This is a genomic window from Biomaibacter acetigenes (genome assembly GCF_003691585.1).
GTDB lineage: Bacteria > Bacillota > Thermosediminibacteria > Thermosediminibacterales > Tepidanaerobacteraceae > Biomaibacter > Biomaibacter acetigenes.
Genome location: NZ_CP033169.1, coordinates 1,755,039 through 1,780,164, shown reverse-complemented (window position 1 = coordinate 1,780,164; position 25,126 = coordinate 1,755,039). Strand labels below are relative to the sequence as shown.

Below are 25,126 nucleotides of genomic sequence, written 5' to 3'. Positions count from 1 at the left end.
TAAAACTTGATAAAAAACGAGATTTGTGGTATTATAAATACTAGAAAAAGCAAAAACATCCCTGCTGTGTGCGTGTAAACTGACATAGTAAAGAGCCAACACTATGACATAGGGAGTCCGGTCTCTAAATGCGGCATATAGGCCCTCGTGGAAGGGAAATATAAAGCATTTAGGAGGACACCCACCTGGGTTGAGCGGGGTCTCTATTTACTGTCAGTTAACACGGCATGGTGGGGTATTTTTTTGAGGTGAAAAATTTGCAGCACAGGTTTTCACGGACAGAGCTTCTTATAGGCAATGAAGGTCTTGAAAAATTAAAAAAATCAAAAGTTGCAATTATAGGTATCGGCGGGGTTGGGTCCTTTGCGGCCGAAGCACTGGCCAGGGCGGGAATTGGAGAACTGGTTCTGGTAGACGACGATGTCATATGCCTTACAAACATAAACCGTCAGATTCATGCCTTGCAATCCACAGTGGGACTACCCAAAGTGGAAGCAATGAAAAAAAGGGTTTTTGATATAAATCCCGATGCCCGTGTAACCTGTTTTAAAGATTTTTATTCGGAAGAAACCACCGATAAAATTTTGACAGGTGATATAAATTATGTGGTGGACGCTATAGATACCATCAAATCAAAGATCGACCTTATCATAAGATGTAAAAAATTAAACATTCCCATAATCTCGTCCATGGGTGCCGGAAATAAGTTGGATCCAACCCTGTTCAGGGTAGCTGATATATCTCAAACTTCAGTGTGTCCGATGGCCAGGGTCCTTCGGAGAGAGCTTAAAAAATTGGGCATACAAAAAGGTGTAAAAGTGGTATTTTCCACTGAAAAGCCGGTCAAAACTCTGCAGGAAAATTTATGTAAGACAGGATGTATCTGCCCCAAAGATTCCGTCAAACATTGTGACTTTAAAAGAAGTATTCCGGGGAGCATATCATATGTTCCATCGGTAGCAGGTTTAATCATGGCCGGTGAAGTAATAAGAGATATTTTAAATATTTGACTATTTTACCATAACGTTATATAATGATTATACCCCTAGATGGTATTGGAGGTGGTTGCATGAAATGTGATAGCAACTGTTCATATTTGGAAAGCAAGGAAAATATTTTAAGGCGTTTGAAAAAAATCGAAGGCCAGGTAAAAGGAATACAAAGAATGATAGAAGAAGAAAAATATTGTGTAGATATACTTGTACAAATTGCAGCAGTACGGGCAGCTTTAAACAAGGTAGGTTTGATCGTTTTCGAAGACCATACCAGGGGCTGCGTAGCCCAGGCTATGGATACTGAAAAGCGGGATGAAAAGATATCCGAACTGGTGGATGTCATATTCAAATTTATTAAATAACCAGGGAGAGTGAAAAATCTTGAGAGAGAAAGCTTTGGTAGTGGAAAATAAGGGAAATGACGCCAAAGTGGAAATATTGAGGTCATCAGCGTGCGACCATTGCAGGGCATGTTCGGTAGGTACGGAAAAGAAGCCCCTTTTTGTTTGGGCAAAAAATCCCTTAAAGGCCAGGGTAGGCCAGTTGGTTGAGGTGGAAATGCAAGCATCCACTATGCTTTCAGCTACTTTAATAGTATATGTAATACCTCTTGTTGCTTTTATAGCTGGAATTGGCCTGGGTTACAGTGGAGCAGGTTTCTTTCACATAAAATCCACGGAGTTATTTTCATTGTTGATAGGTTTGATTTTCATGGGGCTGAGTTTTTTGGGAATTCATTTTTACAGCCAAAATGCCGAAAAAACCAAAAAATATTTTTCGAACATAGTAAATATTTTAGAACAATGAGCTGCCTGTATTGACAATGGTGTCATTTTTTTAATATAATTCATTCGAGTGCAAATTTATGGAGGTTTTGTCAAATGATGACAAGCAATGAAATAAGAGAGAAATTCCTAAGTTTTTTTGAAAGCAAAGGCCATACCAGAGTAGCCAGCTCTTCACTGGTACCTCACAATGACCCTACTCTCCTTTTTGCCAATGCCGGAATGAACCAGTTCAAGGAAGTTTTTTTAGGGTTGAAGAAGCTACCCTTTAAAAGAGCCACCACATCCCAAAAATGTGTACGAGCCGGAGGGAAACACAACGACCTGGAAAGTGTCGGAAGGACCGCCAGACACCATACATTTTTTGAAATGCTTGGAAACTTTTCCTTCGGAGACTACTTTAAGCGAGAAGCCATAGCCTATGCATGGGAATTTTTGACGGAGGTTTTAGGACTTCCCAAAGATAAATTATGGGTGAGCATATATGAAGAAGATGACGAAGCCTTTGAATTGTGGCAGAAAGTGGCAAAGATCCCGGCGGAAAGAATAGTGCGCATGGGTGAAAAAGACAACTTCTGGAGCATGGGGGACACGGGTCCCTGCGGACCCTGCAGTGAAATATATATTGACAGGGGAGAGGATCACCGCTGCGATGCCGAAGAATGTAAAATTGGCAAATGCGATTGCGACCGATGGAGGGAATTGTGGAACCTGGTGTTCATGCAGTATAACAGGGATGAAAACGGGACTTTGACACCACTGCCCCGGCCCAGCATAGATACCGGCATGGGCCTTGAAAGAATCGCCACGGTTATGCAAGATGTTTACAGCAATTATGATACCGATTTACTGAGACCCATTATTGCATTTGTGGAAAATATGACCGGCAAAAAATACTACGGGGATGACAGAGGTTTTCCCTTCAGGGTTATAGCAGACCATTCCCGGGCCATAACATTTTTGATCTCCGATGGAGTGGTCCCGGGCAATGAAGGCAGAAGCTATGTCTTGAGGAGAATCCTGAGACGAGCTGCCCGCTATGGCAGGGAGCTGGATTTGAATGAGCCTTTCCTTTACAAAATAATTCCCCAGGTAGTATCTTTGATGGAATGCGCTTATCCAGAATTGAGAAAGAATCTAGATTACGTCCAGAAAGTGGTTAAATTTGAAGAAGAGCGCTTTAACGAGACATTGAGCGATGGCTTAAAAATGCTTTCCGAGGGCATAAGCCGACTTGAACAGGAACATAAAGCTGTTGTTCCTGGAGAGATGGCCTTCATGCTCTACGATACTTATGGGTTCCCGCTGGATTTAACTCGTGATATTGCCCAGGAAAAGGGATTTTCCGTGGATATAAAATCCTTTGAAGAACTCATGGAAAAGCAGAGGGAAAAAGCCAAGGCAGCAAGAAAAGAAAGCTATAAAATAGATGAACTTTTTGAGACTTTGGCTCCTCTGCCGCCAACGGAATTTTTGGGATATGATAGACTGGAATCTGAGGGTCAGGTGCAGCTCATCATATCAAATCAGGAGCCTGTTGAGAGCTTCGATGACAAATCCAGGGAAGTGGTGCTGGTGCTGGATAAGACCCCATTTTACGGTGAGTCCGGCGGCCAGGTGGGGGATACGGGTATCATAGAAAACGATGATTTTAGATTCAGGGTTGTCAATACGCAAAAGACCCCCGATGGGAAGTTTTATCATATAGGAAGGATTGAAAAAGGTGAAGTCAGCATAAAAGACATGGTAATGGCAAGAGTAGATGCTGACAGGAGAAAAGATATTGCCCGCAATCACAGCGCCACTCACCTTTTACACAAGGCGTTAAAACAGGTTCTGGGAGAACATGTAAACCAGGCAGGCTCTCTTGTAAATGACACCAGATTGAGATTCGATTTTTCGCACCACTCAGCTATGACCCAGGAGGAATTAAAGCAAACCGAAGGAAAGGTCAATGAAGCCATACTCAGTAATTTACCCGTAAAGGTGGACATCACAACGGTGCAGGATGCCCAAAAGCACGGAGCCATAGCTTTGTTTGGAGAAAAGTATGGAGAAAAAGTGCGTATGGTGAGTATGGGTGATTACAGCATAGAACTTTGCGGAGGCACCCATGTGAAGTCCACTTCAGAAATAGGCTTGTTCAAGATAGTTTCGGAATCCAGCATCGGTGCGGGCTTAAGGCGCATTGAAGCCGTCACCGGCAAAAACCTGATAAATTACCTGGATGTTACGCTGCAGAATTTAAGCGACGCCGCTGCTTTGCTTAAAACTTCACCTCAAGAACTCAGTCAAAAAATAAATGAATTGATAGAAAGGTTAAAGGACCGGGAAAGAGAAATTGAATCTTTAAGCCAGCAGGCTATAAATGCCCAAATTGAAGATATTTTCTCAAAGAAAGTAGATTTAGACGGGGTTGAGGTTATTTATTCCAGGGTAAAAGCCAGAGAGATGGATGACTTAAGGAAAATAAGTGATGCCTTAAGACAGAAGTTAAAGAGCGGCATCATTGTTCTCGGAAGTGTTTCGGGTGAAAAAGTAAACTTTGTTGCTTCCGTTTCCGAAGACCTTACTAAAAAAGGTTACCATGCGGGCAATATTGTGAAACAGGTAGCTTCCATAGCAGGTGGAGGCGGTGGCGGCAGAAGCGATTTTGCCCAGGCAGGTGGGAAAAATCCGGATAAACTTGATGAAGCTCTAAATTCCGTGCCCCAGATTTTAAGCACTCTATAACATGGCTGGCATTGGGAATAAAAACCTGTTAAGTTGTAATAATATAAAGGAAAAGCGTGGAATTTTTCACGCTTTTTAATTAAAAAGAGGATTTTAAATATGAATATAGAATATATCTTATAGAAAGAGAGGGAGATGCGATGGGGCAAAATTTCCAGGAAACAATGAAATTTAAAGTTGAAAAAGATCAGGCAGTCAATTCCAGGGAAATACTTCAAAAGGTTTATGATGCTCTTAAACAAAAGGGATACAACCCGATAAACCAGATTGTGGGTTATCTTTTGTCCGGGGATCCCGCATATATAACCAGTTTTAACAATGCCAGAAACCTCATTAGAAAGCTGGAGCGGGATGAGCTTTTGGAGGAATTATTAAAAAACTACATTGAAGAATCTTGAGTAAGGGAACTTGCTTTTTTGGGGAAGGTCTTTGTATGGAGTATAGAATCTTAGGTGGAACGGGTATAAGGGTTTCGCGCCTTTGCTTTGGTAGTCTGGGGATAAGCCCCCTTCAGTCACACCTGTCCATAGAGGAGGGAACAGATATAATTCTGGAAGCCATCCGGGCAGGTGTTAATTTTATTGATACAGCAGAGTTTTACAATAATTATCCTTATATCAAAAAGGCTTTAAAGCTTACAAACAGGGATATCGTGGTGGTGTCAAAATCATACGCATATACCTATGAAGACATGCGGTCCAGTGTGGAAAAGGCTAGAAAAGAGCTGGATAGGGATGTGATAGATGTTTTCATGCTTCATGAGCAGGAATCCAGGCTCACATTGAATGGTCACAGAGAAGCCCTGAAATATTTAATTGAGGCTAAGGAAAAAGGTATTATAAAAGCCGTAGGAGTTTCCACCCACACTGTGGAAGTGGTGGAAGCTGCCGCAACCATGAGTGAAATTGATGTAATCCATCCCATAATAAACATAAAGGGTATCGGTATAAAAGACGGTGATATCTGCCAGATGGAAAGGGCCATCGAGAAAGCCTACAAAAATAGCAAGGGAATATATGGCATGAAATGCTTGGGCGGTGGTAACCTTATAGGAATTAAGGAAGAGGCTTTTAAATACATTCTGGATTTTCCATACCTGCATTCAGTGGCCGTAGGCATGAAATCCATAGCCGAAGTCGAGGCCAATTGTTTAATTTTTGAAGGTAGACCCGTAACTGAAGAATTAAAAAACAGACTCGACAGCCAGAAAAGAAAGCTTATAGTTGAAGACTGGTGTGAGGGCTGTGGAAGGTGTGTACAGCACTGCAAGTTCAAAGCTCTTTCCATTGTCCGGGGAAAGTCAAGAGTGGACCCGGACCGCTGCGTATTATGTGGTTACTGTGCCGGTTACTGCCCTGAGTTCTGTATAAAAATTATTTAAAAGGGGTACTATTAAATGCGTGTTTTGGGATTGGACGTGGGAGACAAAAAAATAGGCGTCGCCGTTTCCGATGAGCTTGGTTTGATAGCCCAGGGAATAGGGGTGATAACAAGGCAGGATTTAAAGCAGGATTTAAAAAAAATTGAAGAGTTGATACAGCAATACAAAGTAGGCAAGGTAATACTGGGCCTCCCCAGAAACATGAACGGAACCCTGGGCTCTCAAGGCGAGGCTGTTAAAAAGTTTGGGGAAGCATTAAAACAGAATTCTGGAATTGAGCTGGGGTACTGGGATGAAAGGCTTTCGACGGTAGAAGCGGAACGGTCTTTGATCGATGCAGATATGTCTCGTAGAAAGCGTAAGGGTGTAATTGATAAAGTGGCGGCGGTATTGATTTTACAAGGTTACCTCAATTATCGTTGTCATGTTGACACTGAATAAAAATTACTATACAATATTTTTAATTTCAATGATTGGAGTGAATAAAATGGATGAAAAGGAAACCATAACTCTGTATGACGAAGATGGCCAGGAAACCGAGTTCGAGGTGCTGGGTGTTGTAAATGTAGAAGATAATGATTATGCAATTTTAGTACCTCTGGACGAATCTGAAAGCGAGGATGAAGAGGCATATATCTTCCGCATTGATGCCGACGAGAATGGCGAGGAAGTGTTGACCGAAGTCGAAGACGATGACGAATTTGAAGCGGTACGAGAGGCATGGGAAGCTATTTGCGAAGGAGATTATGACATTGAAGACATTTCCGATGATGATGAAGAAGAAGATATAGAAGAAGATATAGATGATGAAGACGAATAAAAACCTTGACAGACGACAAATTAATATTTATAATATATTCTAATTTAATAAGCTATAGCGATGAAGAGGAAAATTAAAGAATATTCCTTATAAGAGAGCTGGTGGGTGGTGCAAATCAGCAGGGGTTCTTTATTTCCGCCTCGGAGTGGTTGGCGAAGAGTCAAACGGGTAAAGCCGTTATGTCAAACGAGAGCTATTTTGGAAAAATCCAAATAGGGTGGCACCGCGGTAAAATCCGCCCCTTAATGAGGGCGGTTTTTTTATATTCAAAAGGGAGAGTGGAATACATGAAAAAACATCATCTGAGAATCCCCGGTCCCACGGAAGTACCGGACAGTGTCATGAGGGCCATGCAAACACCCATGTTAAACCACCGGGGAGAAGAATTCATTAGCATTTTCAAACAGGTTTCGGAGGAAATTAAAGAGGTTTTTCAAACTCAAAATGATGTGCTCATATTCCCTTCAGCAGGAACTGGAGCCATGGAAGCTGCTATTGTAAACCTGTTTTCCCCGGGAGATCTTATTTTGTCTTTCCCTAACGGAGTGTTCAGCGAAAGGTTTGCTCAAATTGCGGAGTCTTTTGGAGCTAATGTGGAAAGAATTCAAGTGGAATGGGGCAAACCCGTAACACCGGATACTGTCAGGGAGAGGCTTACCAGAGATACAAACCACGAAATAAAAGGAATACTTTTTACCCACAATGAGACTTCCACCGGTGTGTTAAATGATATAAAAGCTCTCAGAGAAGCGGTGGGAAACCATCCTGCCGTCATACTGGTAGATGCCATTAGTTCCCTTGGAGCTGTGGATTTAAAAACTGATGAATGGAATCTGGATGCGGTGGTTACCGGTTCTCAAAAGGCTCTCATGCTCCCACCGGGTCTTGGATTTATATCTCTGAGTGCCAAAGCATGGACCATGGTGGAACAGTCAAGGATGCCAAAATACTACTGGGATTTCAGGGCCGCAAAAAAGAGCCTTGAAAAAGGACAAACCCCTTATACGCCGGCGGTGTCCTTGATTTTTGCACTCAAGGAATCTCTGGAGTTAATGAAAAAAGAGGGTTTGCCTAATATTTTTAAAAGGCATTTAATGATTTCCGGAGCATTGAGGGCAGGTATCAAAGCTATTGGGATGAAACTTTTCGTGGATGACCGGTGGGCTTCCCCGACGGTAACTTCCATCGAAATTTCCGGATGTGAAACACAAAATTTTTCAAAGCTGCTTAAAAACAGATTCAATATTACGGTGGCCGGGGGCCAGGAAAAATTGAAAAACAAAATCATGAGAATAGGGCACCTGGGTTATGTGGACAAAATGGATATAATAAATGTGCTGGCAGGCCTGGAAATGGCGCTGGGGGACAGGAACCTTTACGGAAAAGGTGTTAGAGAGGCGGAATTATTTTTCGAAAAGGGAGAGATGGGGCAGTGAAAATTCTGGTAAGCGATGATATTGCACAGGAAGGCATTGATATTTTAAATCAGGAATACCAGGTGGATGTAAAAACAAAGTTGAGCGAAGACGAACTGGTGGAAATAATTGGTAGTTATGATGCCCTTGTGGTAAGAAGCGCCACAAAGGTAACAGCTAAAATCATGGAAAACAGCAATTTGAAAGTGATAGGGCGGGCCGGGGTAGGAGTGGATAATATAGACCTGGAAGCCGCGACTAAAAAGGGAATTCTGGTGGTTAACGCTCCTGAAGGTAATACCACAGCTGCCAGCGAACATACCATTGCTTTGTTGATGGCCTTGGCCAGGAACATTCCCGAGGCGGTCCGGAGTTTAAAGAATAAAGTATGGGACAGAAAGAGATTTATGGGAATCGAGTTGAATGGAAAAACCCTGGGGGTAGTTGGCCTTGGCAGAATAGGCAGGGAAGTGGCCAAAAAGGCCATCGGCCTTGGCATGAATATACTGGCCTACGACCCGTATATTATCAAGCAGCAGGTAGAGAATATTGATATCAAGGTAGTAGATCTGGATAGCGTATTAAAAGAGGCGGATTTTATAACCTTTCATGTGCCGCTGACTAAGAGCACATACCATATGGTGGGCGAAAAAGAGTTTTCCATGATGAAGGATGGTGTAATGCTCATAAACTGCGCCAGGGGAGGTATTATCGATGAAGAAGCTCTCTATGAAGCATTGAAATCGGGCAAAGTAGCCGGATGCGCCTTAGATGTCTTTGAAAAGGAACCTCCGCTGGAAAGCCCATTGCTGGATTTGCCCAATTTGATAGCCACACCGCATCTGGGCGCTTCCACGCAAGAAGCCCAGGTGAGTGTGGCCGTAGATGTGGCAAAGGATGTAATAAGGGCATTAAAGGGAGAAATGGTCAAAAACCCTGTCAATATGGTGCACATTCGGCCGGAAGAATACAGTGAAATCAGGCCTTTTGTGGATCTCGCCGAAAAAATGGGATCTTTTTATACGCAGCTCAGAAATGGCAGGATCAGCGAAGTGGAAATGATATATACGGGTAAAATTGAGAGAATGGATGTAAAAATGATTACTACAGCCGGCATTAAGGGAATACTGTCAAATATACTGCAGACTCCGGCAAATTTAGTGAATGCTCCATTCCTTGCCCGGGAGCGGGGAATCAAAATAATTGAAAAAAAGATAAACCAGGAACAGGATGCCCCGGGTGTAGTAACTATGAAGGTAACCACAGATAAAGGCGTGGGTTCTGTCACCGGGACGGTTCAGGCTAATGCTGACGAAAGGATTGTTGCCGTGGATGAATATAAAATAGACTTGATTCCCAGGGGAAATATTCTTCTTACATTCCACAGGGACAGACCCGGCATTGTAGGTAAAGTGGGAACACTCCTGGGCAAAAATGATATTAATATTGCATACATGCAGCTTGGTAGAAAGTCATATCGCGGAGAAGCGCTGATGGCTCTAGGAGTAGATGAAAATTTGCCCGATGATATATTGAGTGAAATAAGAAAAATTGATGGTATGGAAAATGCGGTTTTGATAAAATTCTAGATTCTTGACAATGATTTTTATTTGCACTATACTAGTGGTAGGACGAATCAGGGGGGACGAAAGTGGAATTAGCAGAAAAACAAGATGAAAAAAATCGCCGCATAAAACTGATTGAGGAAAAACTAAAGGGAAAAGAATGTAAACTTACTCCTCAGAGAAGAGCTACACTGGATGTACTTTTAGAAAACCAGTCAAAACACCTGAGCACGGAAGAAATTTACGGTCTTGTTAAAGAAAAGTTTCCCGATGTAGGTCTTGCCACCATTTACAGGACTCTTCAGTTATTCGATGACTTCGATATAATAAAGAAACTCAATTTCGGAGATGGGTGTTATAGATACGAGTTAAGCGAGGATCAAAAACACCAGCACCATCACCTTATATGCATTAAATGCGGCAAAGTTTTAGAATTTGATGATGACTTTCTCGACGAACTGGAACAAAAAATTGAAATAGGCAATGACTTTAAAGTAGTAGACCATGTGGTCAAATTCCTTGGATACTGCAAGGAATGTCAGCAAACGTATGATAAATAAAAAGACCTGTCAAGCACGACAGGTCTTTTTATTTTTGAGTTTGACTTTAATTCCTTCTGAGAAAAATCTTGCTCACTTCGGCAGCTACAAAGGGTATTAAACCAAAGGCCACTATTATATCCCAATCGTAGAATGACAGGAATGTGGTATCGAATACTCCTCTTAAATACGGAACGTATAGAACAATCAATAGTAGTAAGAAAGATATGACGGTACCGCCAACCATAAATTTATTTGCAAAAAAGCCTATGCTGAATACCGAGTAGGTTTCGGAGCGGGATGTATATGCCCGCAGGAGTTCACTGAAGATTAGTGTTGCAAAGGCATAGGTGCGTGCGGCTTCGACACCGTTTGTAAATTTTAATGCATATATGAAAACACCAAGGACCGATACGGTCATGAAAGTACTCTGGATAGCTATCTGCCACTTCATGCGGGTATCCATTATTGGTTCATCGGGCTTCCGCGGCGGCCTGTTCATGATATTGGGCTCTTTCTTTTCCATACCCAGCGCCAGGGCCGGGAAGGCGTCTGTCAGCAGGTTCAACCACAAAAGCTGTATGGGTTTTAAAGGCACGGGCAAACCTATAAGCATTGCTACGAATATAATCAATATCTCGGCTATATTGCATGACAGAAGGAAGAATATGAATTTGCGTATATTGGAGTATATGACCCTTCCTTCCTCTACCGCCGCCACAATGCTGGCAAAATTATCATCGGTCAAAATCATGTCGGCAGTTTCTTTGGCCACATCGGTGCCCGTGATACCCATGGCTACACCGATATCCGCTTTCTTTAAAGCCGGCGCATCATTTACTCCGTCACCGGTCATGGCGACAATATGACCGTTTTTCTTTATAGCATCCACGATTTTGAGCTTGTGAACAGGAGAGACCCTGGCATAAACTGAAACATCTTTTGCCGCCGCGGTCAATTCCTCATCGCTCAGCGTATCCAGTTCTGCCCCTGTTAAAACTCTTGACTCGTCTTCGAGCATTCCTAACTCTTTTGCTATGGCAACGGCCGTATCTTTGTAGTCTCCGGTTATCATCACCGGGCGGATGCCGGCGCCTTTACACACCCTTATGGCTTCTCTGGCTTCAGGCCTTGCCGGATCTATCATGCCTATCAGTCCCACAAAGGTCATGTCTTTTTCAATATCCGCGGGGTCCGGTTCCTGAGGGATAGCGTTGACATCCTTATATGCAATGGCCAGAACTCTAAGCGCCTGGGTGGCCATATGGTGGTTTGCCTCTAAAATATTTTTTCTGTCCTCATCGGTGATGGGCACCACCTTGCCCGATTTATAAATCGTTGTGGATAAATTTAGCATTACATCCGGAGCGCCTTTTATATAGGCAACATATCCCTGCCCGGCCGGATGGAAGGTGGTCATACGCTTTCTATCGGAATCAAAGGGTATTTCCTGAAGGCGCGGCATGGTTTTTTCCAGGTCCGATGTGTAAATACCTGCCTTTGCGGCAGCGACCACCAGGGCGCCTTCCGTGGGGTCCCCCAGTATGCGCCAGGATTTCTCGTTATCCTTTTCGGTACCGCTTTCCTCCAGCTTTGCATCATTACAGAGTGTTCCGATGGTAAGCAAAAGCTGAAGATGAGCATCCGCCTTTGGATCTATTTTGGAATTGTCAAAAGTGAATTCACCGTAAGGGCGGTAACCTTCGCCCGATAATGAATACATTTTTCCATCGGTATAAATCCTGGTGGCGGTCATCTCATTTTGAGTAAGTGTTCCGGTCTTATCGGAACATATAACCGTGGTGCTGCCCAGGGTTTCAACGGCATGAAGCTTTTTGATTATGGAATGGCGTTTAACCATGCGCTGCATGCCGAGGGCCAGCACTATGGTCACAATGGCCGGCAGTCCCTCGGGTATGGCAGCCACGGCGAGACTCACTGCAGTCATGAACATTTCCAGTACTGGAACTCCTCTTAAAAGCCCCAGCAGGAACACTACCCCGCAAATGGCGAGGCTGGCAATGCCCAATATTTTACCGAGTTCGGCGAGTTTTTTCTGCAGGGGAGTATCTTCTTCCTGATAGGACTCAAGCATTTCGGCAATCATGCCTATCTCAGTGTTCATACCGGTGGATACTACCACGCCTTTACCCCTGCCGTAGCTAACCACCGTTCCCATAAAAGCAGAATTTGTCCTATCCCCAAGAGGCACCTCTTCCTGAAACACTATATCAGCATTTTTTTCTACGGGAACGGATTCACCGGTAAGGGAAGCCTCATCGATCTTCAAATTCATGCTCTCTACCAGGCGCAAATCCGCCGGCACATAATTTCCTGCCTCTAGAAGGACCAGGTCGCCGGGGACCAGTTCTCGCGCAGGGATTTCTTTAATGTGTCCATCGCGAATTACCTTTGCTTCAGGAGCCGCCATTTTTTTCAATGCCTCGAGAGCTTTACTGGCTCGTGACTCCTGAATTACACCCAGAACGGCATTTAATATAACAATAAGTATGATTACGGCAGAATCAGTCACCTCTCCGATGAGTATGGAAACTAAACTTGCCGCAATCAAAATAAGTACCAGAAAATCCTTGAATTGTTCCAGAAGCATTTCCCATATGGTCTGGCCTCTCTTACCCACAAGTTCATTGTAACCATGGGACTTCAACTTTTCCTGAGCTTGTTCGGAAGAAAGGCCATTTTCCAGGTGGGTTTTTAAAACTTTCGAAACATCTTTTTTCTCCAGTGTATACCACTTTTTGTTTTCCAAAAGTTACCCTCCCTCTCAGTTTATATTAATATTATTTGTAGATAACACGTTTTTAATAATAAAAATAATCACTCCTTTCCTGAAGATTGTTATAGAAAGCAAAAAAGACCTTTACATAACTCTTGCGAATTATGTTAAAGGTCTTGCCCTCCGGTGAATCCAGAGGATAAAGCCAGGTAAAAATACCGTGCTGGTGGCTTTATCAACATGGCTACTCCCCTTTAACGGGAATAGATAAATATTTACCTCATGTTTATAAATTATATAATAAAAAAATTTCGTTGTAAATAAGTATTTTGATCGGATTCAAATTGTTGACTGTATGATGAAGTAAGGATAAACTTAAAGTGGTCATGTAAAGGGGTTATGGAAATAATATTTTTCGTATAAATACAAAAAATATCTGAGAAAGGAGGGTAATTATGAATCAAATACGTTATCTGGCAAGAGCCGCAGCCATAGCATCTATTTACGCTGCCGTCACTTACCTTTTAAAGCCCATCAGTTACGGCCCCATACAGGTAAGGGTATCCGAAGCCCTGACCATTTTACCTATGCTTGAAAGCTCGGCCATTCCGGGGCTTTTTGTGGGATGCCTTCTTGCAAATATTCTGGGGGGCCTGGGCCCCTGGGATATATACGGTGGAAGCCTTATTACCCTAGTTGCGGCATATATGACGGGCAAAATGAAAAATCCGTTGCTGGGCGCTGTACCGCCTGTGGTTTTAAATGCCTTTGGAGTATCATACTATCTGAGTTTCTTGTATGATATGCCCTACTGGATAACCGTGTTATACATCGGTATAGGGGAATTTGTTGCAGTGGCAGGTCTGGGGATTCCGTTATACTATTTTATAAAAAGGACAGGCCTTGCAGGGCTTTTTGAAAAATAAGGCAAAGAAGGTGAGAACTCCGTGAATTATAAAATAATATGGCAGAGATTCATAGAGAGTGCTATATATTTATATATAAAAAGCCACATAAAAATGCTGGTGTCTGTTCTAACCATCCTGGGTATTGTTTTTTTTGCCCTGTCCTGGTTTCATTTAATGTTATATCCAAAAGATAAAGCCAGCGAAGCCTTTGTGGAATTCGACGTGAAAAGCGGTAGCCCGGCAAAAGAGCTTGCTCAAAACATGTACAAAGAAGGTCTCATAAAAAATCCGATGGTTTTTAACCTTTATGCAAAAATAAATGGGTATGATGTAAGGATAAAATCCGGTACATATTTGTTGAGTCCTTCAATGTCCCCCGGTGAAATACTTAAAAAAATGATTTCAGGAGATGTGCTGAGGAAGGAACAAAAAATAACAATTCCGGAGGGCATTACTCTGGAAAAAATGGCCGCAATATTTCAGGAACATAATATTTTATCTAAAGAGGAATTTTTGCAGGCGGCCAAACCTGTATACTTTAAAGATAAATATAAATTTCTTGAGGGTCTTCCTCCGGATGCCACTCTGGAAGGTTTTTTGTTCCCCGATACATATTTTTTGCCCGAGGAAAAACCTGCCCATTATTATATAGATATTTTACTGAAAAGGTTTAACGAGATGTATTTCGGCAGAGGTTATGATTTACAGCAGGAAAAAATCGGTCTTACCATTTACCAGGTTGTAACTCTGGCTTCTATTATCGAGGCAGAGGCCAAACTTGCGGCGGAAAGGCCCGTAATATCCTCGGTTTTCCACAACCGACTGAAAAAAGGCATGGCGCTTCAGTCCTGCGCCACAGTAGAGTATGTTCTAAAAGAACATAAAGAATTCCTGACTTTAAAGGACCTGGAAGTGGATTCACCGTATAATACATATAAACATTCGGGTTTGCCGCCGGGGCCTATCGGTGCTCCAGGAATTTCTTCCATCGAAGCGGCACTGAACCCTGCTGATACCGATTATTTATACTTTGTTTCCAATGGGGACGGCACTCACACTTTTAATAAAACCTATGCCGAACACCTGAGGAATAAAAAACATGCAGAAGGTGACAAATAACAAAGCCGGAATTTCCAGTACCCGCTGGATATCCTGAAAAATTAAATATCAGTAATATACAGAGCGGTTACCGGGGGAATAATATCCAATAAAATGGGAATTATACTCCTGGGTGAACGGGATGCAAAAAGACATGCGGATGTTTTTACTATATACTATCATATTGTTTTTTAGTTCTATGTTAATATTGCGCTTGTTTTATATCCAGGTTTTAAGGGGTTCTTTTTATTTAAAAAAGGCCGAGTCCCAAAGGATTGGCCCTGTTGTGGATAATTTGAAGGGTGAAATATATGACAGAAATGGAGAACCTTTAACAGGTTCATATTATGAAACATATGCCATTATATCACCTCGATGGCTGTCAAACTCTCAAAGAAAATTGCTTATAGAAAAAGGGATATTAAATTCTTCCGGTGCTGAAAAACCTCAAAATATAAAAATTTGCCAGGAAAACTACGATACAATCCGGGACTTAATGGGTAAGACGCCTGGTGTTTTTATATATAAAAAAAAGGTCGCTTATGGGCCTTCGGCACTGGCTACCCATGTAGTGGGGTATAAAAACCAGACCGGAATAGAAAAAAGCTTTGAAAAAATATTAAATAACTTAGGGGTAAAAAACACCATAATCAGCGATGGTTTTGGCCAGCCCATACCCGGTGCGATACAGCAATACAAAGAGGCCACAGGGGGTATAAAACTCACCATAGATAAAAATATTCAGGCCATAGTGGAGCAGGTGATGGATGAAAGGGTGCCCATGGGAGCAGTGGTAATTCTCGATGCAAAAACCGGCGAGGGTCCTTTCCATGGCCAGCCGTCCAAATTATAAACAATACCATATAGAAGAATACCTGAACAGGGAAGATGCGCCTTTGATAAACAGGGCTATAGAGGCTTTTTCCCCGGGTTCCATCTTCAAGATAGTCGTTCTTTCAGCAGCTTTGGAGGAGGGTATAACAGACCTGGATGAAAAATTTTATTGTCCTGGTTTTATTAAAGTGGGCGGCAATATATTCAAATGTGAAAGCTACGACAGGGGTGGTCATGGTGAAATTACGCTGAAGGAAGCAACCGCCAGGTCCTGCAATACGGTTTTTATTCAGTTGGGTTTGAGATTGGGTAAACAAAAAATCCTTGAATATGCAAAAAGATTCGGGCTTGGAGAAAAGACCCTTGGGGATTTGCCCGAAGAAAAACCTGGATTTATACCCACTGCTCAAAATGTGTATTATCAGGATATAGGCAATATCTCCATTGGCCAGGGGCCTATACAGCTTACCCCTCTGCAGGCTGCACAGATGGTTCTAGCTATAGTGAATGATGGTATTTTGATAAAACCTCATTTAACCATGGAGATGGTAGAAGCCGACGGCCGGACCGTACCACTGCCTTCAAGCCAGGAAAAAAAGAGGGTTGTATCGGAAAAAACTGCAAAAATGGTTAAACAGGCGCTGCAAGATGTAACAAGATACGGCACGGGAATCAATGCCATGCCTTCACCCTCTCTTGGAGAAAGTGCCGGAAAAACCGGGACCGCGGAAATTGGAAAAAATAAATACCATGCATGGTTCGTGGGATATTATCCGGTAAAATCACCTCGTTACATCATATCGGTTTTTTTGGAAAAGGGAGGGTCAGGCCCCGTAAAAGCAGCGCCCGTATTCAGGGATATCATAGAAAAATTAAATTTACACAAATAATACTTGCACATTTTAAAACCTAAAGTCATATATTATAGGTACCGCACAGGGAGGTGTAACATAATGGAGAATGCCCTTGCAGTCCTGGTGACTTTGGGTATTTTATTTTTTAAAGAATTTCTGGCATGGCTGGCATTTATAACCAACAGTACTACTTTTCCGCAGCCTCTTTCCCCCGAAGAAGAGGAAAAATACCTGACACTTTACAAGAACGGAAGTGAAGAAGCCAGAAACATCCTTATAGAAAGAAATCTGCGGCTGGTAGCTCATATTGTCAAGAAATTTGCCAGCACCGGAGAAGACATGGATGACCTTATATCCATAGGCACCATAGGCCTTATAAAAGCCATAACCACCTTTAACAACAGAAAAGGCAACCGCCTTGCCACATATGCAGCAAGATGTATAGAAAACGAAATATTAATGAACCTCAGGGCTACAAAAAAGATAAAAACAGAAGTTTATTTACAGGACCCCATAGGTGTCGACAAAGAAGGAAACGAAATATCTTTGATGGATGTTCTAGGAACAGATTCCGACGCCATCACGGACAGGATTGCAGAGAAATTCCAGCAGCAGAAACTGCATGAAAAAATAAAAACCGTATTGAAAGGCCGGGAACAAAAAGTTATTGAGCTCAGATACGGTTTATTAAACGGTGCGAGTAAAACTCAAAGAGAAATAGCCAAGCTCCTGGGCATATCCCGTTCCTATGTGTCACGAATAGAAAAAAGAGCTATAAAAAAACTGTTCAGTGAATTAAACACAGATAGTTGCAAATAATGTTTTTTTAATATAACATATATAAAAAGAAAAACATATGTGATGGGGTAAAATATGCTGAAAATGTTTTGTCCGGACCTGTATTTAGATAACATATATAGTCTCGATATTGAATATATAAAGAAAAAGAACATAAAGGGGCTTTTAATAGACCTGGATAATACTTTGCTGCCGTGGAATTGTTCTAATATCGACCGGGATTTGCGGGATTGGGTTAAAAAATGTAAGGACCAGGGTTTATCCCTGTGTATTGTATCAAACAACAGAGCCCGCCGTATCAATGAATGTGCCCGACAGTTGCAGATACCGGCAGTGACCAGGGCTATCAAACCTCGTAAAAAAGCATTTTTGAAGGGTTTAAATATTCTCGGTATAAAAATAAACCAGGCGGCGGTAGTAGGTGACCAGATATTTACCGACATATTTGGAGCAAAAAGAATGGGTATGTTCGCCATACTGGTAAAACCGGTAAGTGATAGGGAATTCATATGGACCAGGTTGATGCGCAGGTTTGAAGGTATGATATTGAAGCTGATGTTAAAAAAAGGATTAATATCCAGGGTTTTGTAAATATAATGATGGGGGGATATAATGTGGAATTATTAACAATAAATAAAACAGTGCCCCGCCATCTGCAGCTAAACCTTCAGGAACCAATAGTCCTCGTGTATGAAGTAAAAAAAATTGTCAGGGAATTGAAGGAAAAGAACCCCATTCTCCGTAATTACAGATTGATGGATGTGGGCTTACCGGGTAAAAATCAAAAGACTCCTCGCATGAGTTTATATTTTATAAAAAGCCGTTAGGCTATTTTTTTATGTTTTAGGTCTAACGTAGCAGGATTTTTTAAATTTCTGTTGAATTATAATAAAAAATAATGCAGGATCTGGTCGAATTTCCTCAAAAGTTATTTAAAAAATAAGCATATTTATTATAGATCCAGATGAATTCCGGTTAAATCTGGGCACTTATACCGGACGGATGGAGTAGTGCAACCGGCTATAAGATTTAGTCGGATTTTTGTTTTAAGGAGAAGGTTGGTTTATGCTTCTAAGAAACAGAAAAAAGCTGGGAGATATTTTGGTTGAATCGGGAAAGATAACAAAAGACCAACTGGAATATGCAGTGGAATTGCAGAAAAAAAGGGGAGACAAGCTGGGTAAGATTCTGGTGGATGAAGGAATGGTATCGGAGGATGATGTGATGGAAATACTTGAATACCAGCTTGGGATTCCCCATGTAAAGCTGGACAAGTATTTTATTGATCCGGAAGTAGCCAGGATAGTGCCTGAGACCATTGCCAGGAAGTATAACATTATTCCAATAAAAAAATCTAACAAACTACTTACCGTTGCCATGAGCGATCCCATGAATATATTTGCCATTGATGAAATAAAACTCGCATCGGGATTGGAAGTCCAGCCGGCCATAGCATCCGAAGACGACATAAAAGCAGCCATAGAATTCTATTATGGAAAGCAAACCGTAGAAAAAGCCATTGAAGATTTCAAAAAAGAATATAAAGTTGATAATAATATAACTCTGGAAAAAGATTTGATGGAGCAAATAAATAATGCGCCGGTGGTACGGCTTGTAAATTCCATTATCGAGCAGGCCGTAGTCAGCAGGGCCAGCGATATACATATAGAACCCGGTGAAAGAAGGCTCCGGATAAGATTTCGGATAGATGGAGAGCTTCATGAAATAATGAGCACCTCCATGCAGACCCATGGAGCGGTAGTGGCGAGGATCAAGATTATGAGCAACCTCAATATAGCGGAAAGAAGGCTTCCCCAGGATGGAAGGGTCGAAATTGAGGTGGCGGGAAAAAATCTAGATCTCAGGATTTCCGTTTTGCCCACCGTTTATGGGGAAAAGGTGGTCATCAGGCTTTTGGACAGGAGCAGTTTCCTGATGTCCAAAAAACAATTGGGTTTTACCGAGGATAATATTCAAAAATATGAACAGCTTTTACGCATGCCCTATGGGATCATCCTGGTTACGGGTCCTACGGGGAGCGGAAAGACCACCACCCTTTATACTGCCTTGAGAGAACTAAATAGCCCCTCGGTAAATATCATCACCCTTGAGGACCCCGTGGAGTACAGGCTGGAAGGGATAAATCAAATACAGATAAACCCCAAAATAGGGCTTACTTTCGCCAACGGCCTCAGGGCTATTCTGAGACAGGACCCAAACATCATCATGGTTGGGGAAATAAGAGACGAAGAGACCGCAAACCTTGCGGTAAGGGCAGCGATAACTGGTCATCTTGTTTTAAGCACCCTTCATACCAATGACGCTGCAAGCTCAGTAGTGAGGCTTCTGGATATGGGTGTCGAGCCTTATCTTGCCGCTGCCGCCATGGTGGGTGTTATAGCCCAGCGATTAGTCAGGAAGATATGTCCGGAATGTAAAACAAAATACCCGGCCTCCGAACAGGAACTTAAAATTCTCGGCTTTGAACCGGGAAGTGAATTGGAACTATATAAAGGCAAAGGCTGCAGCAGTTGCAATGGAACCGGATACCGGGGCAGGACTGCGGTGAATGAAATAATGGTAGTAACTAGAAAACATCGTGAACTAATAACCCAGAGAGCTTCAACGGATAGACTGACAGAGATTTCTAGGGAACATGGGATGCAAACTCTCAAGGAAAACTGCATCGAACAGGTAATCGCTGGAATTACCACCCTGGCAGAAATGGTGAAAGTGGTTTACACCCAGGATTAAGGAGAGAGCAGCTTGAATTTTAGAGAGATTCTGGAATACGCAACTAAAAATTCCGCTTCCGACATACACATTACCGTAGGTGTTCCTCCAACCCTCAGGATAAACGGCAGTTTGATTGCTATAAACCAGGAAAAGTTAACTCCTGAAGATACGGCAAAAATGGTGGAAGAAATTCTGGAGGAAGAACAGCTGGAAAGGCTTAAAAAACGGGGTGAAGTTGACCTTTCTTATTCTATTAAAGGTCTAGGAAGATTCCGGGTCAATGTATACCGCCAGAGGGGAAGTTACAGTCTTGCTATGAGGTTGGTAGCCCTCAACATACCCACCCTCGAACAGCTTGGGTTGCCTCCGGTAATAAAAGAACTGGCAAGAAAAAGCAGGGGACTGGTGCTGGTCACGGGTCCCACCGGCAGCGGCAAGTCTACCACTCTGGCGGCTATGATAGACTTGATAAATAGTGAAAGGAACTGCCACATCATTACGCTGGAGGACCCCATAGAGTACCTCCACAAACATAAAAAAAGCATAATCAACCAGCGAGAAATAGGCTATGACTCCGAGAGCTTTGCTTCAGCCTTGAGGGCAGCCCTCCGCCAGGACCCCGATGTGATCCTGGTGGGAGAGATGAGGGACCTGGAGACCATATCCATCGCCATAACTGCTGCGGAAACGGGGCACCTGGTGCTTTCGACCCTTCATACCATCGGGGCGGACAAGACCATCGACAGAATCATAGATGTATTTCCGCCTTACCAGCAGCAGCAAATAAAGGTGCAGCTTTCTACGGTGCTTCAGGGCGTGATTTCCCAGAACCTAATAGCCCGAAAGGACGGCAGAGGTAGAGTAGCCGCAGTGGAAGTCATGATTGCCACACCGGCCATAAGAAATCTTATCAGGGAAGGCAAATCCCATCAAATAATAACTTCCATGCAGACCGGCGGAAAATACGGCATGCAGACCATGGATTTTGCCCTGGCACAGCTTTACAGGCAGGGAGTTATATCCTATGAAAGCGCCCTTTTATACTGCAGCAGCGAAGAAGCATTGCTGCGGTTCATGGGCAATTGATAGCCCTGGGTTAAGAGGTGAGGACATGCCCATATACCGGTACACGGCCATAAATCTTTCCGGGCAGGAAATAAAAGGCGTATATGATGCGGCGGACAGAACTGCCGTTGTGCATATGCTCAGAGAAAAAAACTATTTTCCCGTTGACATAAAGGAAAATAAAAAAATATCCGATACCGTTTCTTTAAAAAGATTGTTCAGCCGAGTCACTACCAAAGACCTGTCGGTGTTTTGCCGCCAGTTTTCAACGGTGGTAAACGCGGGAGTTCCCATCCTTGCAAGTCTTGACATCCTCAGAAAGCAGACCGAGAATACCAGACTGAGAGAAACTTTAGATATCCTTTTTGAAGAAGTTCAGAAAGGCAAGAACCTCTCCCAGGTCATGGGGTTATATAAAGGCATATTTCCCGAGCTCCTGGTCAACATGGTGGAAACCGGCGAAATAAGCGGCACCCTTGACAAAGTCATGGAAAGAATGGCTATACATTATGAAAAGGAATATAAACTGAGCCAGAAAGTAAAAAATGCCCTGGTATATCCCTCCATTGTAGCTATAGTGGCAACAGCAGTGGTAACATTTCTTGTAACGGTGGTTTTACCCACCTTCGCCTCTATGTTTCAGCAGGTAGGAGCCATACTGCCTCCCTCCACCCGGATTCTAATGTCCATCAGCGATTTAATAAGGAAATACTGGCTGCTGCTGTTAGTTTTATTAACCGGTTCTGCCCTAGGGGTGAGAATATATGCGTCCACCGAGGGTGGAAAGGAGTTTTTTGATGAGATAAAATTGAAATTACCCGTTATAGGAATAGTCAACAAAAAGGTCATCACCGCCCGATTTGCCCGGACCTTGGGCGCACTGCTGGCCAGCGGTATTTCGGTGCTTCAGGGCATAGAGATTACCAAAAAAGTTGTGGGAAATATTGTCATACAAAAAAGTCTTTCAGGGGTGGAGGAGGGCATCAAAAAAGGCAAGGGGCTTTCAGAACCCTTGAAAAGCATCGAAATTTTTCCGCCAATGTTAATACATATGGCAAAGATTGGCGAGGATACCGGAACCCTCGATTATATGCTGACAAAGACCGCAGATTTTTATGATGACGAGGTGGAAAGTGCCGTTACCAGAATGACCACCCTTCTGGAACCCGCCATAATTATTGGTATGGCGGTGGTGGTGGGCTTTATAGTGATATCCATAGTACTGCCCATGTTTGATTTAATGACAAATGTCAGCTTCTAAAGGAAACGCAGGCTCGAAGGGTTCTCCTTCTGCCAATAAAAAATTATAGGGGAAAAGGGGGTGAATCAGAACGATGATAAAAATTGCCACGGCTTTTAAGAAGATTGGAAAGGACAAGAGAGGTTTTACACTGGTGGAACTGATGGCGGTACTTGCAGTGCTGGCCATCATAGCGGCCATTGCCGTGCCAAGGTTTACAGGGACTATAAATACAGCAAAGAAGAATGCTGATAAAGCGACAGCAACTATTGTTGCCAGAGCAGCGGAACAGAAATGGCTGGATGATCAGGAAAGCAGTGAAAAGACTTATACAGGAAACAGCCTAGCCAATGCTGGATATTTAAAAGAAAAACCTGAGGTGCAAGCAGATTCTTCATATGATGATTATAAAGCAACAGTTGATTCGAAAGGAAACTGCACGAAAGTTGTTTATACCGATGGTACAAATGATGCTACAGATAATTTACTGGATTAAAATAAATCTCGTTTATCAATGGTTTATATTTCACAGGGCAAAATATACATTTTGTCCTGTGAACCCATTCTTTTATTCAAGAAAGTGACTGATACATTATATGTTTTATTTATTTGTATTTATCCTTGGACTCATGATTGGCAGTTTCTTAAATGTATGCATATACAGGATACCCAGGGGGCAGTCAATAATTTTTCCGCCCTCCGCCTGTCCGACCTGCGGAAAGAGGTTAAAACCGTGTCATATGGTGCCTGTTTTGAGCTTCCTTTTACTGGGAGGCAAATGTGCGTATTGCAAAGAGAAGATTTCTGCGGTGTTTCCCATAGTTGAACTGGGAACGGCCGCATTATATACATTTTTGCTATACAGGTTTAGCATAGGAATGCTATTTTTTAAATACAGTTTGCTTTTTTCAATTTTAATTGTTGTATGTTTTATTGATATGGAAAACCAGATTATTCCGGATGAAATGATTATAGCGGGTTTATTGGCAGGGATAATCTTTTCAAGCGTAGATATACAAAATCTTTTGAGAGATTATATCCCCGGAGCTTTAATCGGGAGCGGTATTTTATTGTTAATCGTCATTCTTTCAAAGGGGGGCATGGGAGGAGGAGACGTAAAGCTCATGGCGGTAATTGGCATTTTTCTGGGATGGCGGAAAGCGCTGCTCGCACTGTTTATTTCCTTTATATTGGGGGGCATATTCGCGTTTGTCTTACTGATCACCCGTAAAAAAGGCATGAAGGATGCGGTGCCCTTCGGGCCTTTCCTGGGGGCGGCTGCCATGGTGACGGTCTTTTACGGTCAATATATTGTTCCATATTATTTTAAATAGGAGAATTGTTCTTGTATAAACATAGCAAAGGTTTTTCTACTGTAGAATTGCTGGCTGTTCTCGTGATTATCTCCATTATAGCTGCCATTGCCACCCAGAATTTTGGTTTTATCCTGTCAAACGCCCGGATGAACACGACCATTATGGAGCTTGTCACCGATATAAGGCATGCTCAACAGGTAGCTGTGGGAGAAAGAATAAACTGTTATATTATATTTGACAACAGCAATAAGTTCTATAGCATACGGGTCGATGCCAATCCGCTTCCCAAAACAATAAAGTGGGTCAATTTTGACAGGAGAATCGATATCAGTACCAATTTTCCGGAAAACCGATTTCACTTTACCTCTCTGGGAGCGCCATCTACCGGTGGGACAATTTACATCAAGAACAGCAAAGACAGTGGCGGCAGGACATACAGGATAACCATATTACCGGCCACCGGAAGGATAAGAGTATATTATTAAGGTGGGGTTATTGTGGAAAGGGTTAAAAAGTACAGTGGAGGTTTTACTCTCATAGAAATCCTGGTGGCTGTTGCCATACTGGGAATCGTAATAGTACCTGTTATAGGGCTGTTTTCATCTTCTGTAGAGAACAATTATAAGACCAACCGGGATATTATCGCTCTAACGGTGGCAAGAGACATAATGGATAGGATCAAAGCCGGTGATATAAACCGGTCAAACCTTGAACAGGAAATCAATGATTATAAGGACAGGTACGGTGTAGAGATAAAGGTGGAAGTCCCGGAAAGCACCAAAAACAATAACCTGAGTAAGGTAAAGGTGTATGTGACTCCCCGGAAGGGGATGGATGCTCAAACCCAGGGCTTGATGCTGGCTTCCTACTCCACCAATGTATTTATTGAATCGATAGATACGTCACCGCCTGGGAATGGCGGCGAAGATGATGGGGGTAATGACAATGGTGGTGGAGGTGGAAACGGAGGTGGACATGGTGGAGGGAACATTGAGGAGCCGCCGCCACCGGCGGGAGATGAAGATGATTACTGGAACTGGTTTCACAGATTGCTGAGCTTTTTACGTGCCGTAGGAGTAATAATTTTAGCCCTTACCATAATTCCGCTAATATTGTGGTTAAAGGTTCCGGAGCTTCATAACCGCCCTTTTATTGATGCAATCAAAGCTTCTTACGACATACTTGTTTATATTCACAACACTTATGGACTGATTAACTGGGGACATTTTAAAAACGAAGTTAGAAACCGATACGGTATTAGCCTGACAATACGGGATCTATTTGGATTTTAACAGGCGGTGGCTTAA

26 protein-coding genes, 1 other RNA gene, 1 riboswitch and 1 other annotated feature are annotated in these 25,126 nt (G+C 42.6%); of the genes, 26 read left to right on the top strand and 1 reads right to left on the bottom strand.

What is annotated here, in order from left to right; all coding sequences use genetic code 11:
• Window positions 1-55: 55 nt before the first annotated feature.
• From ssrS to D2962_RS08990, 12 genes are all read left to right on the top strand, one after another.
• Window positions 56-241, top strand: a non-coding RNA gene (gene ssrS / locus D2962_RS09045) — 6S RNA.
• Window positions 242-257: 16 nt separating this feature from the next.
• The gene (locus D2962_RS09040; protein WP_122015766.1) at window positions 258-1,010 is read left to right on the top strand and encodes a tRNA threonylcarbamoyladenosine dehydratase; all 753 of its coding nucleotides are present in this window, start codon (window positions 258-260) and stop codon (window positions 1,008-1,010) included.
• Between the two features lie 59 nt (window positions 1,011-1,069).
• Complete coding sequence (locus D2962_RS09035; RefSeq protein ID WP_120765583.1) at window positions 1,070-1,357, top strand: metal-sensitive transcriptional regulator; 288 nt, start codon at window positions 1,070-1,072, stop codon at window positions 1,355-1,357.
• Between the two features lie 19 nt (window positions 1,358-1,376).
• A complete protein-coding gene (locus tag D2962_RS09030; protein WP_120765582.1) occupies window positions 1,377-1,802 on the top strand; it encodes a SoxR reducing system RseC family protein in 426 nt (141 codons plus the stop codon).
• A gap of 74 nt (window positions 1,803-1,876) precedes the next feature.
• The gene (gene alaS, locus D2962_RS09025; RefSeq protein WP_122014785.1) at window positions 1,877-4,513 is read left to right on the top strand and encodes an alanine--tRNA ligase; all 2,637 of its coding nucleotides are present in this window, start codon (window positions 1,877-1,879) and stop codon (window positions 4,511-4,513) included.
• Window positions 4,514-4,653: 140 nt separating this feature from the next.
• A complete protein-coding gene (locus D2962_RS09020; protein WP_120765580.1) occupies window positions 4,654-4,911 on the top strand; it encodes an IreB family regulatory phosphoprotein in 258 nt (85 codons plus the stop codon).
• 35 nt (window positions 4,912-4,946) lie between these two features.
• The gene (locus tag D2962_RS09015) at window positions 4,947-5,894 is read left to right on the top strand and encodes an aldo/keto reductase (RefSeq protein ID WP_122014784.1); all 948 of its coding nucleotides are present in this window, start codon (window positions 4,947-4,949) and stop codon (window positions 5,892-5,894) included.
• A gap of 15 nt (window positions 5,895-5,909) precedes the next feature.
• Window positions 5,910-6,335 carry a Holliday junction resolvase RuvX gene (gene ruvX, locus D2962_RS09010; protein ID WP_120765578.1) on the top strand — a complete coding sequence of 142 codons (426 nt, stop codon included), beginning with the start codon at window positions 5,910-5,912 and terminating at the stop codon, window positions 6,333-6,335.
• A 46-nt stretch (window positions 6,336-6,381) separates the two neighbouring features.
• Entirely contained in the window at window positions 6,382-6,714 is a 333-nt protein-coding gene (locus tag D2962_RS09005; protein WP_120765577.1) for a DUF1292 domain-containing protein, read from the top strand.
• 51 nt (window positions 6,715-6,765) lie between these two features.
• Window positions 6,766-6,960: a binding site (T-box leader), on the top strand.
• Window positions 6,961-7,001: 41 nt separating this feature from the next.
• Window positions 7,002-8,150 (top strand): pyridoxal-phosphate-dependent aminotransferase family protein, encoded by a 1,149-nt coding sequence (locus D2962_RS09000; RefSeq protein WP_122015765.1) that lies wholly within the window; start codon window positions 7,002-7,004, stop codon window positions 8,148-8,150.
• Window positions 8,147-9,718 carry a phosphoglycerate dehydrogenase gene (gene serA / locus D2962_RS08995; protein WP_122014783.1) on the top strand — a complete coding sequence of 524 codons (1,572 nt, stop codon included), beginning with the start codon at window positions 8,147-8,149 and terminating at the stop codon, window positions 9,716-9,718. Before D2962_RS09000 ends, serA begins: the two co-directional genes overlap by 4 nt.
• A gap of 62 nt (window positions 9,719-9,780) precedes the next feature.
• Window positions 9,781-10,254 carry a Fur family transcriptional regulator gene (locus tag D2962_RS08990; RefSeq protein WP_122014782.1) on the top strand — a complete coding sequence of 158 codons (474 nt, stop codon included), beginning with the start codon at window positions 9,781-9,783 and terminating at the stop codon, window positions 10,252-10,254.
• 46 nt (window positions 10,255-10,300) lie between these two features.
• Here the strand turns inward: D2962_RS08990 and D2962_RS08985 are convergent, their stop codons facing one another.
• Window positions 10,301-13,003, bottom strand: coding sequence for a calcium-transporting P-type ATPase, PMR1-type (locus D2962_RS08985; protein WP_122014781.1), 2,703 nt, complete (start codon window positions 13,001-13,003; stop codon window positions 10,301-10,303).
• A gap of 422 nt (window positions 13,004-13,425) precedes the next feature.
• Between D2962_RS08985 and D2962_RS08980 the strand changes: the two genes are divergently transcribed.
• The 14 genes from D2962_RS08980 (at window position 13,426) to D2962_RS08920 (ending at window position 25,111) form a co-directional block, all read left to right on the top strand.
• Window positions 13,426-13,896: a QueT transporter family protein gene (locus D2962_RS08980; RefSeq protein ID WP_122014780.1), complete on the top strand. Its 471-nt coding sequence runs from the start codon at window positions 13,426-13,428 to the stop codon at window positions 13,894-13,896.
• Between the two features lie 21 nt (window positions 13,897-13,917).
• Window positions 13,918-14,997, top strand: a complete 1,080-nt coding sequence (mltG, locus tag D2962_RS08975; RefSeq protein ID WP_122014779.1) for an endolytic transglycosylase MltG — start codon at window positions 13,918-13,920, stop codon at window positions 14,995-14,997.
• A gap of 265 nt (window positions 14,998-15,262) precedes the next feature.
• On the top strand, window positions 15,263-15,829 hold the full coding sequence (locus tag D2962_RS18560; protein ID WP_245984556.1) for a penicillin-binding protein 2: 567 nt from the start codon (window positions 15,263-15,265) through the stop codon (window positions 15,827-15,829).
• The gene (locus D2962_RS18555; RefSeq protein ID WP_245984553.1) at window positions 15,780-16,700 is read left to right on the top strand and encodes a peptidoglycan D,D-transpeptidase FtsI family protein; all 921 of its coding nucleotides are present in this window, start codon (window positions 15,780-15,782) and stop codon (window positions 16,698-16,700) included. The genes D2962_RS18560 and D2962_RS18555 overlap by 50 nt, the downstream gene beginning before the upstream one ends.
• 60 nt (window positions 16,701-16,760) lie before the next feature.
• On the top strand, window positions 16,761-17,483 hold the full coding sequence (gene sigK, locus D2962_RS08965; protein ID WP_120765624.1) for an RNA polymerase sporulation sigma factor SigK: 723 nt from the start codon (window positions 16,761-16,763) through the stop codon (window positions 17,481-17,483).
• Between the two features lie 54 nt (window positions 17,484-17,537).
• Window positions 17,538-18,053 carry a YqeG family HAD IIIA-type phosphatase gene (locus D2962_RS08960; protein WP_120765571.1) on the top strand — a complete coding sequence of 172 codons (516 nt, stop codon included), beginning with the start codon at window positions 17,538-17,540 and terminating at the stop codon, window positions 18,051-18,053.
• A 23-nt stretch (window positions 18,054-18,076) separates the two neighbouring features.
• Window positions 18,077-18,289, top strand: a complete 213-nt coding sequence (locus tag D2962_RS08955; RefSeq protein ID WP_120765570.1) for a hypothetical protein — start codon at window positions 18,077-18,079, stop codon at window positions 18,287-18,289.
• A 120-nt stretch (window positions 18,290-18,409) separates the two neighbouring features.
• Window positions 18,410-18,493, top strand: a riboswitch (cyclic di-GMP riboswitch).
• A gap of 34 nt (window positions 18,494-18,527) precedes the next feature.
• Window positions 18,528-20,216, top strand: a complete 1,689-nt coding sequence (gspE, locus tag D2962_RS08950) for a type II secretion system ATPase GspE (protein WP_122014778.1) — start codon at window positions 18,528-18,530, stop codon at window positions 20,214-20,216.
• A 12-nt stretch (window positions 20,217-20,228) separates the two neighbouring features.
• Window positions 20,229-21,284: a type IV pilus twitching motility protein PilT gene (locus tag D2962_RS08945; protein ID WP_122014777.1), complete on the top strand. Its 1,056-nt coding sequence runs from the start codon at window positions 20,229-20,231 to the stop codon at window positions 21,282-21,284.
• A gap of 25 nt (window positions 21,285-21,309) precedes the next feature.
• Window positions 21,310-22,524, top strand: coding sequence for a type II secretion system F family protein (locus tag D2962_RS08940; RefSeq protein ID WP_120765567.1), 1,215 nt, complete (start codon window positions 21,310-21,312; stop codon window positions 22,522-22,524).
• 73 nt (window positions 22,525-22,597) lie between these two features.
• A complete protein-coding gene (locus tag D2962_RS08935; protein ID WP_122014776.1) occupies window positions 22,598-22,999 on the top strand; it encodes a prepilin-type N-terminal cleavage/methylation domain-containing protein in 402 nt (133 codons plus the stop codon).
• Window positions 23,000-23,099: 100 nt separating this feature from the next.
• Entirely contained in the window at window positions 23,100-23,837 is a 738-nt protein-coding gene (locus tag D2962_RS08930; protein ID WP_122014775.1) for a prepilin peptidase, read from the top strand.
• A gap of 11 nt (window positions 23,838-23,848) precedes the next feature.
• Window positions 23,849-24,304 (top strand): GspH/FimT family pseudopilin, encoded by a 456-nt coding sequence (locus tag D2962_RS08925; RefSeq protein ID WP_162991171.1) that lies wholly within the window; start codon window positions 23,849-23,851, stop codon window positions 24,302-24,304.
• A gap of 12 nt (window positions 24,305-24,316) precedes the next feature.
• On the top strand, window positions 24,317-25,111 hold the full coding sequence (locus D2962_RS08920) for a type IV pilus modification PilV family protein (protein ID WP_162991170.1): 795 nt from the start codon (window positions 24,317-24,319) through the stop codon (window positions 25,109-25,111).
• Window positions 25,112-25,126: the final 15 nt, after the last annotated feature.